The organism is Methylomonas sp. Kb3 (assembly GCF_002834115.1).
GTDB classification, from domain to species: Bacteria; Pseudomonadota; Gammaproteobacteria; order Methylococcales; family Methylomonadaceae; genus Methylomonas; species Methylomonas defluvii.
In genome coordinates this window covers 39,708-54,010 of sequence record NZ_PIZT01000014.1, presented here as the reverse complement: position 1 = coordinate 54,010, position 14,303 = coordinate 39,708, and the positions used below count along the sequence as shown (strand labels likewise).

Annotated in this window: 13 protein-coding genes and 1 tRNA gene; 7 read left to right on the top strand and 7 right to left on the bottom strand. The window is 50.0% G+C overall.

Features of this window, described 5'->3' with window-relative positions:
• Positions 1-9: 9 nt before the first annotated feature.
• From CWO84_RS10470 to CWO84_RS10450, 5 genes are read right to left on the bottom strand one after another with little or no spacing between them, the layout of a single operon-like run.
• Positions 10-1,239: a hypothetical protein gene (locus CWO84_RS10470; protein WP_101052596.1), complete on the bottom strand. Its 1,230-nt coding sequence runs from the start codon at positions 1,237-1,239 to the stop codon at positions 10-12.
• Positions 1,236-1,937: a hypothetical protein gene (locus tag CWO84_RS10465; RefSeq protein ID WP_101052594.1), complete on the bottom strand. Its 702-nt coding sequence runs from the start codon at positions 1,935-1,937 to the stop codon at positions 1,236-1,238. Before CWO84_RS10465 ends, CWO84_RS10470 begins: the two co-directional genes overlap by 4 nt.
• Positions 1,938-1,997: 60 nt before the next feature.
• A complete protein-coding gene (argH, locus tag CWO84_RS10460; RefSeq protein ID WP_101052592.1) occupies positions 1,998-3,389 on the bottom strand; it encodes an argininosuccinate lyase in 1,392 nt (463 codons plus the stop codon).
• Between the two features lie 35 nt (positions 3,390-3,424).
• Positions 3,425-4,768, bottom strand: a complete 1,344-nt coding sequence (locus CWO84_RS10455; protein WP_101052590.1) for a sensor histidine kinase — start codon at positions 4,766-4,768, stop codon at positions 3,425-3,427.
• Positions 4,765-5,430 carry a response regulator transcription factor gene (locus tag CWO84_RS10450; RefSeq protein ID WP_101052588.1) on the bottom strand — a complete coding sequence of 222 codons (666 nt, stop codon included), beginning with the start codon at positions 5,428-5,430 and terminating at the stop codon, positions 4,765-4,767. The genes CWO84_RS10455 and CWO84_RS10450 overlap by 4 nt, the downstream gene beginning before the upstream one ends.
• 136 nt (positions 5,431-5,566) lie before the next feature.
• On the opposite strand from CWO84_RS10450, the gene CWO84_RS10445 reads away from it, so the two are divergent.
• The 6 genes from CWO84_RS10445 (at position 5,567) to lplT (ending at position 12,986) form a co-directional block, all read left to right on the top strand.
• The gene (locus tag CWO84_RS10445; RefSeq protein WP_033159334.1) at positions 5,567-6,196 is read left to right on the top strand and encodes a cytochrome b/b6 domain-containing protein; all 630 of its coding nucleotides are present in this window, start codon (positions 5,567-5,569) and stop codon (positions 6,194-6,196) included.
• Between the two features lie 269 nt (positions 6,197-6,465).
• A complete protein-coding gene (locus CWO84_RS10440) occupies positions 6,466-7,935 on the top strand; it encodes a putative Ig domain-containing protein (RefSeq protein WP_101052586.1) in 1,470 nt (489 codons plus the stop codon).
• Between the two features lie 63 nt (positions 7,936-7,998).
• Positions 7,999-8,619, top strand: a complete 621-nt coding sequence (locus tag CWO84_RS10435; RefSeq protein ID WP_165786303.1) for a cohesin domain-containing protein — start codon at positions 7,999-8,001, stop codon at positions 8,617-8,619.
• Positions 8,620-8,830: 211 nt separating this feature from the next.
• On the top strand, positions 8,831-10,984 hold the full coding sequence (locus CWO84_RS10430) for an AMP-binding protein (RefSeq protein WP_101052582.1): 2,154 nt from the start codon (positions 8,831-8,833) through the stop codon (positions 10,982-10,984).
• 3 nt (positions 10,985-10,987) lie between these two features.
• Positions 10,988-11,761 carry an NYN domain-containing protein gene (locus CWO84_RS10425; RefSeq protein WP_033159338.1) on the top strand — a complete coding sequence of 258 codons (774 nt, stop codon included), beginning with the start codon at positions 10,988-10,990 and terminating at the stop codon, positions 11,759-11,761.
• Positions 11,762-11,810: 49 nt separating this feature from the next.
• On the top strand, positions 11,811-12,986 hold the full coding sequence (gene lplT, locus CWO84_RS10420; RefSeq protein WP_033159339.1) for a lysophospholipid transporter LplT: 1,176 nt from the start codon (positions 11,811-11,813) through the stop codon (positions 12,984-12,986).
• Here lplT and CWO84_RS10415 read toward each other — a convergent pair.
• On the bottom strand, positions 12,925-13,554 hold the full coding sequence (locus CWO84_RS10415) for a WHG domain-containing protein (RefSeq protein ID WP_033159340.1): 630 nt from the start codon (positions 13,552-13,554) through the stop codon (positions 12,925-12,927). The genes lplT and CWO84_RS10415 overlap by 62 nt on opposite strands.
• 68 nt (positions 13,555-13,622) lie before the next feature.
• Here CWO84_RS10415 and CWO84_RS10410 point away from each other — a divergent pair, with 68 nt between their 5' ends.
• Positions 13,623-14,126, top strand: a complete 504-nt coding sequence (locus CWO84_RS10410; RefSeq protein WP_033159341.1) for an NUDIX domain-containing protein — start codon at positions 13,623-13,625, stop codon at positions 14,124-14,126.
• A gap of 69 nt (positions 14,127-14,195) precedes the next feature.
• Here the strand turns inward: CWO84_RS10410 and CWO84_RS10405 are convergent.
• A tRNA-Asp gene (locus tag CWO84_RS10405) sits at positions 14,196-14,272 on the bottom strand.
• Between the last annotated feature and the right edge of the window lie 31 nt (positions 14,273-14,303).

Sequence of the window (14,303 nt, the reverse complement as noted above, 5' to 3'; positions counted from 1 at the left end):
TATCGTTTGCTAAGCGCCGCGCAATTTATTGAGAATTTTGCTTAATAAACCCTCATTTTTGGGCTTCTTGGTGGGTTCTACGGCAATCACCGCATCGGCTTGACGTTCGCTTTGTTTCAATATGCCTATCGTCTGGCAAGCACTAATAAACACAAACACATACTGCGGTTTGACATGTAACAGACCAGCAACTTCCAATGGCGTTCTCGGTGCCTGAACCAACAATGCGGCAATGCGCAAAGCGTCTGGCGTGATGACCAGTCGGGTAAAATTCGGCCATCTTTCTAAGTAGACAGGCCCTTGAATATCCAGACCTATCGGGAAGCGTCCTTTGGATGTCCAGATTGCCAATTTCCAGACAAAAGCCCCCATATCTTGAAACTTATCTTCGGCGCGCTGAATGGCGGTTGTGGAATCGACTGCCGTCAAAATCATTTTGCCGACGGAGCCTTTACCCAATGGCATCCCGGCAAATGCGCGGGTTTGTTTATCGTCGGCATCGATCCAGACTTCCTGGCTTTCCGGAAAAATCGTCAAAGGTTTCCAAATCGAACAAAGTTGCAAAACACGCGACTGTAAATTGGCCGTTTTATATGCCGACATCACGTAGCCCAAAAAATACTGGCGCGGATCGTAACAGGCTGTTAACAACTGCACCTCGTCGTCAAAATCGATGTCGCTCAGTGTCCCTAAAAACGCTGTGAAGCCGCCTTCGTTCAACTGCATCGCAGAATGATGTTTGCTGGCCTTGTGGTGCTCAGCGGCATCACCTGTTTTTGGCGCCTTAGCCTTATTGACATAGACATCCATAGCCATTTTTTTCGGCTTCTCGTCCTTGGGCGGGGGCGGCATATCAGCTGTCTTTGCAGGTGCTTGCGCAATCTTCGTACGTTCGGCAACGGCTTTGCGAGCATCGGCAACCGCCTTAATCTTGTTCAGCACCGCCATTATTTGCTGGACATTCACCGGCTTCTTGATGAAGTAAGTATTATCCAGTTGTAGGTTTTGTAATGACAATAAAATGATCGGTCTGCCCGGCGCGGCGGCTTTTCTGGCATCCAGAATATCCCGGGCTTTGGGGTGATCCGCGTCGATCATATCAATGCTGGCTTCGGCATCCTCGACCACGACGGCAGCCCCCCGACAAGGCCCCTTCAGATACATTTCCATGGTTTTATAAGTGCGGGTATCCATGCCATGCAGAGCGATTCGAAATGGCGTTTTGTTCGACTTGCTCATGATGCCTGTCCTTCAAAATAATGTGCCAATTCCAGCCATTCACCCTCCAGCACCACGCCGGAGTCGCTAAATCGCTGCCGATTGAGCTGAAAGCGCTCCCGGTTTTTTGTAGACTTATACAGCTCTAACAAAGCCAGTTGCAAATCCGGACGATCATGTTGCAGGTTGATACCCGTTTCCAGCACATCCATGGCCTGTTCGAGCTGACTGTATTCGATAAAGTCGTTGGCTAAGGCCAAGTAATCATGTTGCGCTTCGGTTTGCTGTCTGGACCTGACCAGTTCGCGGCTAGCCAACAGACCTTTACTGAACAAAGAATATCGATTAGCTGGCGGCGTTTGCCCGTCAGTTTTAAGCAAATCCTGACATTGCTGGACCAGCAGCCGCGACTGGCTAGCTTGTATCATACGGCGACTGATCGCAGTTCCTTTCCCTTCCAGAATAATCACGAAATCCAACAAGGCCGCGTAGAGTTGCTCGGACAGGCGCTGGTCATAACAAAAATAAATCCGGCGTAGATGCGCCAGCAGATCTTTCGGGTTTCTACTAATTTTAAAAACTAATGCGGTCAATGCGTAATCAGCATCGGCGCTGGGGCAGCTAAATAAGCTAAGCTCCCGGTCGTGCCAAAAGTCGGTTTCTTGCGGGATTGCATCCAGCGATGGTCCAGCAAGCAGTAGGGAAAAATATTGGGGCATACCACCCTCCGAATCAAACGATGCTCGAAGGGTAGCAGTTAAAATGCCAAATTCCAGGATTTAGTGGGGTATTTGTTGTCTTGCTTCACATATTGCCTGCCGAACGGCAACTGGTGCCGTGCCGCCGATATGATTGCGGGCAGCGACCGACCCTTCCAATTTTAGAATATCGAAAACGTCCGCCGTAATGCTGCCGGAAAAGCCCTGCAACTCTGAGAGAGTTAGTTCCGATAGATCCCGCTCTGTTTGCAGTCCTAAGCGCACAGCTTGACCCACGACTTCGTGGGCATCGCGAAAAGGCATACCTTTGCGAACCAAATAATCAGCCAAGTCGGTAGCCGTCGCGAATCCTCGTTTTGCGGCGTTGTACATGTTTTCGCGTTTGGCTTGAATGCGCGGCATCATGTCGGCAAAGGCCCGCAGACAATTGTTTAAGGTGTCGGCGGTATCGAACAAGGGCTCTTTGTCTTCCTGATTATCTTTGTTATAAGCCAAGGGCTGGCTTTTCATCAGCATCAACAAGGACACCAAGTGTCCCGTAACCCGGCCGGATTTGCCGCGCACCAGCTCCGGTACGTCGGGATTTTTCTTTTGCGGCATGATTGATGAGCCAGTGCAAAACGCATCCGGAATGTCGATAAAATTGAATTGCGCACTGGCCCACAACACCAGTTCTTCCGAGAACCTGGACAAATGCATCATGATTAAACTAGCGGCCGCGGCAAACTCAATCGCAAAATCGCGATCACTGACCGAATCCAAAGAGTTATTCGACGGCCGGGAAAATCCCAACAATTCGGCGGTCATGAAGCGATCAATGGGATAGCTGGTGCCCGCCAATGCTGCGGCACCCAAGGGCATCACATTCAGGCGTTTACAGCAATCTTGCAGACGTTCTTTATCACGGCACAGCATTTCGAACCACGCCATTAAATGATGGCCGAATGTCACGGGTTGCGCGACTTGCAAATGGGTAAAACCCGGCATGATGGTATCGGCCTCGCGTTCCGCCACATCCAATAAAGCGATTTGCAGGCGTTGCAACTGCGTCAATATGGTTTCGATTTCGCTACGTAAATATAGTCTTATATCGGTCGCTACCTGGTCATTACGCGAACGGCCGGTATGCAGTTTTTTGCCGGCAATCCCGATCAAATCGGTCAAGCGCGCTTCGATGTTCATATGCACATCTTCCTGCTTGATTGACCAGACGAACTCGCCGCGTTCGATCTCACCGCCGATTTGCATCAATCCGCTGCGAATGTCGGCGAGTTCCTGTTCGGTCAGAATACCTATTTTGCAAAGCATGGCCGCATGCGCCAACGAGCCTTGAATATCTTGCCGGGCCATGCGCCGGTCAAAATTGACGGAAGCGGTAAATTCTTCGACAAACGCATCGGTGGCTTCGGCAAAACGAGCGCTGGAAAGTTTTTCGGTGTTAACGGTGGTCATAAGCAATCAAACGGTAAATGCAAAAGAAGCGGGAATTATACCGATGCTGCGGCTATCCACCTTGGGAATTGCACACTCACTCGCAAACCGCCCAGTTGCGCGGAACGCATAATCTCCAACTCGCCACCATAAAATACGGCGATGTCACGCACAATCGCCAAGCCTAGCCCATGTCCCTGCACTGCTTCGTCCAGCCTTAAACCACGCTTACTGAGTTGCTGCATGTCCTGCGCCGAACAACCCGGACCGTCGTCTTCGACACTGATAGTAATGCCGGTGCCATGTTCAACCGAGACTAGAACCTGCTTGTCAGCCCATTTGCAGGCGTTATCCAACAAATTACCGGTCAGCTCCAGCATGTCTTCCCGATCAAAATTGATTAGTTGATCGGGGGCATTGACTTGGATCGCTAAATTTTTCTCGACATAGACATTTTGCAACAGCATGACTAAGGCAGTGAGTTCTTGCTGTGGATTAAACACGCTGGCGGTTTGCATATTACCGGAGATACGGGCGCGTTTTAATTCTCGCTCGATGCGCTCATGGATCGCTTGAGTTTGCTGTTGCAGCAGATCGCGCAGCTCGGCATGACCATCGAGTTGCGAATTTTCAGTCAGTCGAAACAGCATCGCCAACGGCGTTTTCAGCGCATGCGCCAAATTGCCAATCGCGGTGCGAGACTGGTGCAAGCGCCTCTCAACCAACACCAACAAGCGATTAACTTCCGCAACCAAGGGTTTGATTTCCGCCGGCACTCTGGCTTGGATCTGTGACTGACGGCCGTAGGCAATCTCGGCTAGTTCGTCGCGCGCCGCCTGCAACGGTTTCAGCGATCTGCGCACATCGTTACTTTGCAGGGCGATTGCGATCAAAAGCACCATGGCCGTCAATATCAGATAGGCGAGCCGGATGTGGTCTATGTCATGGCCAATATCGCTTAAATCCTCGGCGATGCTAACGGTGATTGCATGACCAAATCGCTCGAAACCTCGACTCAAAACCAGTAAAGGTTGGTGATGCGGTCCATCAGGAAAATGGAATTGCCTGGCGGTATTGGGCGGCTCGGTAGTAAAAGGCAAAACGTCGTCTTGCAGCGAACTTGAATAATAGGTTTTTCCGTCAATCTGGATCACAAAGTAGTGACCCGAATAGGCTTGGCCGTAAACCGTGCCGGCATGCGAGCTATCGAAAATCAGTTGTCCTTCCGCGTTAAGCGTCAAGGTATCCAGCAACGAATCGCCATCGTGCTGTAAGCGGGTCAGCATTTGTTTTTCCGCCACAGAGCGAATCACCCAATCTGCTGCCAACCAGTGTCCGGCAAACACCATACTCAGGATAATGATCAGGCCGCGGTTAAGACGCTGGCGTAATGAAATCACGGCTTGTCGCCGAAGATGTAGCCTTGCCCACGCCGGGTAGCGATCAAATCCTTACCCAATTTACGCCGTAACCGATTGATATACACTTCGATAACGTTGCTGGCCGGGTCACCGTCGCATTCGTAGACGTGCTCAAGTAAATGGGTTTTGGTAAGCAACTTGCCGGGATGCAGCATGAAATAGCGCAGCAAACGAAATTCGATTGCCGTCAACTCAACACACTCAGCACCATCAACGCTGACCGTTTGCCTGTCTTCATCCAAGGCCACGCCGCAACCGCACAGTTGCGGTTGCATCACACCGTGCATGCGCTTTAACAGGGCCTGGATGCGTGCCTGTAACTCCTCGATATGAAACGGTTTGCCTAGATAGTCGTCGGCGCCCACTTTAAAGCCGTCGACTTTTTCATGCCAGGCGTCCCTGGCCGTCAGCACAATGACCGGCACATGATTACCCGCTTGCCGCCATCGTCGCAGCACTTCCAGTCCGGGCATTTTCGGCAAGCCTAAATCCAGGATGACAATATCGTAGGATTCAGTCATGCCCAAAAATTCGCCATTCTCGCCATCCATGGCCAAATCGACCGCAAACCCGGCTCTTTCCAGATCGGCTTTTAAAGATCGGGACAGGCCTGGATCGTCTTCTACCAGCAATAGTCGCATAGTTGAGTCATAACAATGGTTGGTTTCAAAGATTTACTCGGAGTAAGGGTATTTTAACCCCGAACTTTTAAGATTGGATTTATCTCGGTTTCCTACACTAGCTACATCTGCAACTAAGCATGCCGAGGTAAACCACATGAATAACCAACACACCGTAGCGGTCTGGGACATTTTTATCCGTATTTTTCACTGGTCGCTGGTCGTTGCCTTTACTGTGGCCTATTTCACCAGCGAGGAAGAAAACGCTTGGCATATTTACGCCGGTTACACGGTTTTGGGTCTGATTATCTTCCGCATTCTGTGGGGAATCATCGGCAGCCGCCATGCCAGATTTAGCGACTTTGTCCGTTCTCCCGGAACTGTTCACCGCTATATTCGCGAACTGCGCGCTGGCTCCGCGAAACAGTATGTCGGCCACAATCCTTTGGGCGGCTGGATGGTCATGGCATTGCTCTCAACGCTGCTGGTTGTGACGGTCAGCGGCTTAAAAGTATATGCGATAGAAGAAGGCCGAGGTCCGCTGGCTGCCAATCCAACAACACTAACTTTGATTAGCGCTGCCCATGCGGAAGAAAACGACGAAGAGGATGGAAAAGCAGAAACGCAAAGCCAAGATGAAGAATTTTGGGAGGAAATTCATGAAGGGGCAACCAATTTTATGCTGGTCCTAATTGCCTTACACGTAGTGGGCGTCTTTGTTTCTGGTAGAGCGCACAACGAACACTTAATCAAAGCTATGCTAACCGGAAAGAAATCAATTAAATGACACTAAAAATGTGAGATTTCCCACAATTTTAATTTTGAATTCATTTTCCATTGTTATAAGTCCCGCGACTTTTAGTTGTCTAAATATGTCGAAATCGACTTTTGAGTTTAGGCAACTGACTACGTGCCTTGCGGTAAGACTTCTTAGCTTTTTGACTTAGTCAGGCTTTATCTCGGCCTATCAAAATCAGGAGGTCGTCGGTTCACCCCGCCAAGTTTCATTGTTAGTTAAAGTCAATTGACACACCACAAACCTACAGGGAACACTCAATGAAACAGATGACATTCTTACTGCCATTGCTGGCGCTCGGTTCTATTGCCGAAGCAAGCGACATCAGGGGCGGGCTAGGCAACTTTGACGCACTGAATCACACCGGCGGTCCGGTCTACGGCATAGAAATAGAACTCGACGATACGAACAGCAAAGATGTAGTCAGCACCTACCCAGGTAATCATTACGGTTACGGAAAAATACGGGAAGACCTCAGCGACCCGGCGCACCCCAAAACCTTCGTACGTTACGAAAAAGACGGTGCCTTCACCAATCCCTATCCAATCGGCAGTACCTTGTATTGCTACGATTTAAGCAAAAATGTCGGCTGCGAACATTTTGGGGTGCACTTTGCCTACTCCGCCACCACGCCTTATAGCGCGGTCAAATACAACTGGCTGGTCAAGGATGGCAGTGGCAAACTGGTTGTTGGTCCCGCGCTGCAGTTGAATACGCCGGTATTCGACTACACCCCACCGACCACTGACTTCCCTGCTCAAGTCGTGGCAACCATGCCGGCTCCGGTTGTTCCGCAAAGCGTCGTAAAAGAATTTGGCGAACCCAGTTGGGTCAAGGTTATTAAAACTAAAACTCACAACGCTCGGGTTTTGGCCTTAGGCGCACTGATCAGTGATGATCATGACCACGACGGTCTAGCAGACTGGACCAATGGTGAGCCGGACGAAGTCGAATCCGAATGGTATTTGCTGCAATCCCACAATGGTGTCAGCAACGCCAAATCCGAATTGCGTGGCGGCAGTGACAGCATGGGCAACAACGCCGAAGAAGTCGTCACCCGCCGTTATGAGTTTTATGCCTATGGCGGCCCCGCCGCGTCCATTGATGGCGAAAAGGGTGAAGCCATGTGCGATGCGGTCGGAACGGATAATCTGCACGGCGACGGCGTAGTGGAAGTAACCGATGCCAACGGCGGCTCTCATGAATTCGATTGTTCGACTGCGGAAGTCGTCGGTGCCTATCAAGGTTCGCAAATGACGGAATTCCTAGCCATCTCGCCCTTCGCAATGGTCGACGCGCTGCAAAACGGCAATGTCAACGAAGTGTTTCCGGAGCGGCCCACCATTAGCGGCGGCAACACGCCTTACGTGGTCAACGTCAGCGCCGGCGCATTACCAAACGGTTTGACTCTTGCGCAAGACACAGGTCTGTTATCAGGCCTGCCTTCCAAGGTAGGCATTTTCAACTTTACCGTCTCAGCGAACGATGCCGATAACACCAGCGCATCTAAAGCTTTTACCGTGAAAGTAACAGGCCCCGGCGATACGGATCGCGATAACGACATCGACATGAACGATTTGAACGCCATCAAAGCCAAATACGGCAAAGTGGTAGCAGCCAACGACCCCGCTGATCTGAATGGCGATTTGCGAGTCAATATTATCGATTACAGAAAGGCAGCTTCGCTTTGTACCTTGCCGCAATGTGCCGTGGTCAACCCTGCGCCCTGAACCAATTTTTAAATACTTTTGCCGGAGCAGTTAACTCCGGCTTACGCTTCTATGGAACCTTTCATGAACAAACATTTACTTACCAAACTGCTTGCGCTGGCATTCGTCGGGTTTTTCCAGACCACCGAAGCGGCCACGCTTAATCTTAAATTTTCTGACAACACGAATATCCGCTCATTCGCTAAAGGCTCTATTTTCGATGTCAATATTTATATTAATAACGTTGCTGATTTGGCGGGCTTCGATTTCGATCTGACCTACAACAGCACCAATCTATCGGCGCAATTGCTAAGCAGTGGCAGTATTTTTGGCACTGACACCGAAAGTCTGGCGAACAGCATTACCCCAGGCTCGGGCGCAACCTTGGGGAAAATTCATTTTGCCGAAATGCTGTCGGGCAGCGTCGCAACCGGTTTGAATATCTCTGAGCCCACCTTGCTGGGCACCGTCAAATTTCAAGCGCTCAATGTCAGCGCGGGGAATGCCTTAAGCATAATCCCCGACCCGATCTATACGCCGGCACAACTACTATTTCTCTCCGATGCTAGCGGGCCCGCCACAACCATCACAGGCGCTACTGTCCACGTCACTGCCGCACCAGCCGCTGTTCCGTTGCCTGCATCTGTCTTCTTGTTTGTTCCGGCGCTGTTAGGCATATTCGGCTTTGGGAAAAAACCAAATTAAAAAGCCATAAAGCAGTTCGCCGGGTTATCGCAGCGATTTTGTCCGTCGACGGATAAGGTGGTAGCAATGTCAAAAGCCATCCCTTGGGGATGGCTTTTTCGTTTTTAGGAGGCAAAGGGAAAATTAAATTGAACAACGTTTAGTTTATCGTTATAGTGCCTTCCGGCAAATCGCAATCTGTCTGCTAATATGCGCTTACGGGAGGAATATCATGTTAAAAATTGTTTTACGCTGGCTGTTGACGCTAGTCTATCGAGTCAAGGTCCACGGGCTGGAAAATTACGCTAAAGCCGGCAACCGCGTGTTGATCGTCGCCAACCACACTTCATTTCTCGATCCTTTGCTGCTGGGCGTGTTTTTGCCGGACGACATCACCTTTGCGATCAATACCCAAATCTCTGAACGCTGGTGGCTAAAGCCATTTTTGCGTTTATCCAAAGTGTTTCCGATGGATCCAACGCACCCCTTGTCTTTAAAGGCGTTGATTCATCATTTGCAAAGCGATACCAAAACCGTGATTTTTCCGGAAGGCCGGATCACCGTGACCGGCTCCTTGATGAAAATCTACGACGGCACCGGCATGGTTGCCGATAAATCGGGGGCAACCTTGTTGCCGATTCGCATCGACGGCGCTGAATACAGCCGCTTTTCCAAGCTGGGCAGCGTGCGTCAACACTGGTTTCCGCGCATCACCATTCATATTCAGCCGCCAACCTTGATCGAGACTCACGGCGATGTGACCGGCAAAGCCCGCCGCAAGCATAGCGGCCACATCCTGGCTGACATCATGACGGAAATGATGTTTGCCACCAGCCATTATCAACAAACCATCTTTGCGGCCTTATTGGAAGCTCGGGCTTTACATGGCGGGCGTTACACCGTTGCTGAGGATCTGGAACGCAAGCCACTAAGCTACGACGCACTGATCACCCGCAGCATCATCGTAGGCAAACTAGTCAAAACCCTCACGCAAACCGGCGAGAATGTCGGCGTGTTGCTGCCCAATAGCTGTAAGACGCTGAACGTGGTACTGGGTTTACAGATTTATCAGCGGGTACCGGCGATGCTGAATTATTCAATCGGCGCCGCCGGCATGGCCGCCGCTTGCCGCACCGGACAAATCAAACTTGTGCTGACTTCGCGCAAATTCATTGAATTAGCGAAACTGGGAGACGAAGCCGCAACGCTGGCACAACACGTCAAATTAATTTATTTGGAAGACTTGGCGACATCACTAACAAGTGTCGACAAAATCATCGGCTTGCTACAGGCTAAAACCGCAAGATTTTGGTACAAAAGCCAGGACTACGATGCTGACGATGCGGCCGTCGTACTGTTTACTTCAGGTTCGGAAGGCTTACCGAAAGGCGTGGTGTTGTCGCATGCCAATATCCTGGCCAATCATAAACAAATCAGAGCGCGCATTGATTTCGGACCGGGGGATGTGGTGTTGAATTTTCTGCCGATGTTCCATTCCTTCGGCTTCACGGTCGGCACGATGATGCCGATATTGAACGGCATGACCAGCTTTTTTTACCCGTCGCCACTGCATTATGCGGTGATTCCGGAGATGGCATACGAGGTAGGCGCGACCATCATGTTCGGCACCAATACCTTTTTGGCGGCATATGCCAAAAAAGCCCATCCTTACGATTTTTACTCATTGCGTTACGTGGTAGCCGGCGCCGAAAAATTGCAAGAAACCACCCGCACCACTTGGTTGGATAAATTCGGTATCCGTATCTTGGAAGGTTACGGCGCCACGGAAACCTCGCCGGTAACCTCGGTAAACACGCCGATGGACTACAAGGCTGGAAGCGTCGGCCGCTTCATGCCCGATATGTTGCATAAATTGGAACCGGTGCCTGGCATTGAGAACGCCGGTAAATTGCATGTTGCCGGCCCCAACATTATGAAAGGTTATCTACTGCCGGACAATCCCGGAGTTTTGGTACCGCCTTGCTCCGCTGCTTTCGGCGAAGGTTGGTACGATACCGGCGACATCGTGCATGTCGACGAGGAAGGCTTTATTCACATTCAAGGCCGCAGCAAGCGCTTTGCGAAAATTGGCGGCGAAATGGTCTCGCTGACTGCGGTGGAACAATTGGCTATCCACGCTTGGCCGGAAGCGCAGCATGTGGTGGTCAGTTTGCCCGATCCAAAAAAAGGCGAACAACTGGTATTGTTGACCACGCGCCGCGACGCCAACGCGAAACAGTTGGCCGAAGCCTCCACCGGCGTCGCCACCATCAATTTACCCAAAAAAGTGTTTGTGCTCGATAAACTGCCGGTATTGGCGACCGGAAAAACCGATTATCCTGGTGCGACAGCCTTAGCAGCCGAATTACTGATGTCGGACCAATAAAATATGTTCAACGCTGAAAAGAGACTCGCTGTTTTGATTGACGCTGAAAATACTCGTCTGGCTTCTCTTGAAGCAATTATTACTGAACTCTCAAAATACGGATATATCGTCGTAAAAAGGGCATATGGTGATTGGGCCTGTCCAGCGCTAAAAAATTGGAAAGAGCCTCTAAACGAGTTGGCAATTCAACCAATACAACAGTTTTCTTATACTCAAGGTAAAAACTCATCCGACGCTGCTTTAATTATCGACGCAATGGATTTGTTATATTCTAATAAATTCAATGCTTTTGCACTTATTTCAAGTGATAGTGACTTCACTCGACTAGCAACCCGTTTAAAGGAATCACAACTTCACGTTTATGGTGTTGGAGAAAGAAAAACCCCTATGGCGTTTCGAAATGCCTGCGATGACTTCATCTACATTGACGTTTTAACCACTTTGGACACTGATGATGAAGACAGAGATTTAGATAAAAACCAACAGGTGATAAAAACACAATGGACAAGGCAGCAACTGTGTATGGATACAAAGTTAATTAATATGCTTAGAAACGCAGCTAAGGAATGTTCAAACGAAAATGGATGGGCACTTTTAGGTCTAGCTGGAAGTTTAATAAAACGCCAATTTCCAGATTTTGATCCTAGAAATTATGGCTACATAAAACTTTCAAGTCTAATTGACGCCACTGCTCTGTTTGAAATAACGCATGAAAAAATGAAGGGTACTAACGCAACCAGGATGTCCTATCGCGACAAGAGGCTACAAAAAATCTGACCACTTTTCCGATAAGAGTATAAATTTTTCAAGCTAGGGACCATTTCGAATGAGCAAACACATCTATCCCCTTTTAATCGCGCAATTCCTCTCGGCATTTGCCGACAACGCCATATTGTTTACAGTCATCGCCATGGTGATGCAGGATGCGCACCCGGTTAGTTGGTACGTGCCGGCACTACAAAGCGTGTTTCTGGTGGCATTCGTAGTGTTGGCGCCCTGGGTGGGTGGGTTTGCCGACAGCCATGCTAAATCGCGGGTGTTGATTGTCGCCAATCTGATCAAGGCTTGCGGTGCCGGCTTATTGTTATTTAAAGTCGAACCACTGTTAGCTTATTGTGTAGTGGGAGTCGGCGCTGCGTTGTACAGCCCAGCCAAGTATGGGATTTTACCGGAACTGGCAGGACATGACGGCTTGGTGAAAGCCAATAGCTGGATAGAAGGATCGACTATTCTGGCGATATTGACCGGCATGGTGGTGGGCGCCAAGCTGGCCGATCATTCCACCACTTGGGCCTTGCTTGTAACAATATTATTGTTTTTGATTTCTGCTGCCACCACCTTATTCTTGCCGATAGGCTTACGTAAAGCGCCACCGTCCGGCTCGAAAATCAGGCTGTTCTACTTGGAAGTTAAAACATTTCTGGCAATGCCACGCTCACGCTTCGCGGTGCTGGGCGCATCCCTTTTTTGGGCAGCAGCAGCCAGTGTGCGGGTGATTATCATCGCCTGGGCGCCGTTGGTGTTAATGACGCATAACGCCAGCGATATTGCCAATCTCACGCTATTTTTGGCTATCGGTATCATCGCCGGTTCAGTCCTGGTCCCACGCTTGATTCCGCTGGAACATTTGCGCCGCGCCCGCATCCCGGCCTATCTGATGAGCATCTTCATCATCGCCCTGAGTTTCACGGAAGCAGTCTGGCCGGCGCGTTTTGTGTTGTTTTTAATGGGTATGGCAGGCGGCATGTTTATCGTCCCAATAAACGCTGCTTTACAGGAGATCGGCCAACAAAGCATAGGCAGCGGCGGTGCGGTAGCGATGCAGAATTTTTTCCAGAATGTAGCAATGCTATTGTCGGTCGGCGGCTACACCCTGGCGGCAGCCGAACAAGTAACGCCGATTACAGCACTAATCGGCTTGGGCTTGCTACTACTGGCGGCTACTTTTCTGGTGGTTTGGCATTTACCTGAAGTGGAGCAAGCGCCTTCCAGCCTTGAATAAAGGTTTGCACCAACAAATCCACGCTTAACTTGGATGCTGCAATGTCGCTGACTTGCGGTTTGGCGGTTAGCGACAAAATACAGATGCCATGCACGCCGCTCCACAAAGTTCTGGCTGCCAGCCGGCTATGTTCCGCGGAGCTGCCGGGTGTAAGCTGGATAAACAACACCTCGACAATCGCAAACATCTGCTCCACCTTTTGTAGATACCAGTCAGGCTGAGGCTCCTCGCTCTGAATATCGAAGATCATTCGCCAGCGATTGAAATGCTGGGCGGCAAAATTTAGATAAGTTTCCGCCAAGATCAGAATATTTTCCTCGACACTGGCGGACGGTTCACAGTGAAGCAATTGTTTAGCCAACTCATCCAATGTGCGGCCTTTGACGTGGGTCAGCAAATCGTTCATATTGGCAAATACCATATAAATGCTGCCCACGGTATAGCCGATTTCCATCGCGATTTTGCGCACGGTCAGAGCGCTATAGCCGTCCTCTATAACGATGGTTTCTGCGGCGACCAGCACCATTTCCTTGATTTGTTCCTGACTATGTTCGCTTCTTCTTGCCATATGTTCTCTGCGACATGCACTAAAAACAGCTACCATACACGACCTTGCCTCAGGAATCGATAGTTTACATGCACAACGAACTTCTCGATGTCGTCGATAACGACGATACAGTGATTGCCCAACAACCCAGGTCGGTGATTCACGCCAACAGCCTGCGCCACCGGGCCGTGCATATTCTGGTTTTCAACGATGCTGGCCAGTTGTTTCTGCAAAAGCGCTCGATGAAAAAAGATTTGAACAAAGGCTTATGGGATACCTCGGCGGCTGGTCACGTCGACGCCGGCGAAAGCTATGACCGTTGCGCGCCTCGTGAATTAAAGGAGGAATTGGGCATATTTGCCGAAAGCCTGGAGAGTTTATTTAAATTGGAACCTAGCACCGACTTAGGTATGGAATTTATCCAGGTCTATCGGTGTCGGCATAACGGACCATTTAGCTTAGCGGCAGATGAAATCGACGAAGGTTGTTGGGCAGATCCGGATAACCTGGATAAGCGCGTTGCCAAGAACGATCCAACCTTGACGCTGACGTTTAAAATTATCTGGCAACGGTTTAGGAATATTGCAAACTAAAATGCTTGTTAGATACTCATCATCAATGTCACTTAAACGATGAGATTAAAACGCAGATAAAAACGAAAGTGGCGGAGCGGACGGGGCTCGAACCCGCGACCCCCGGCGTGACAGGCCGGTATTCTAACCAACTGAACTACCGCTCCGCAGTAGAGAGCGGCGCATTCTACAGCATAT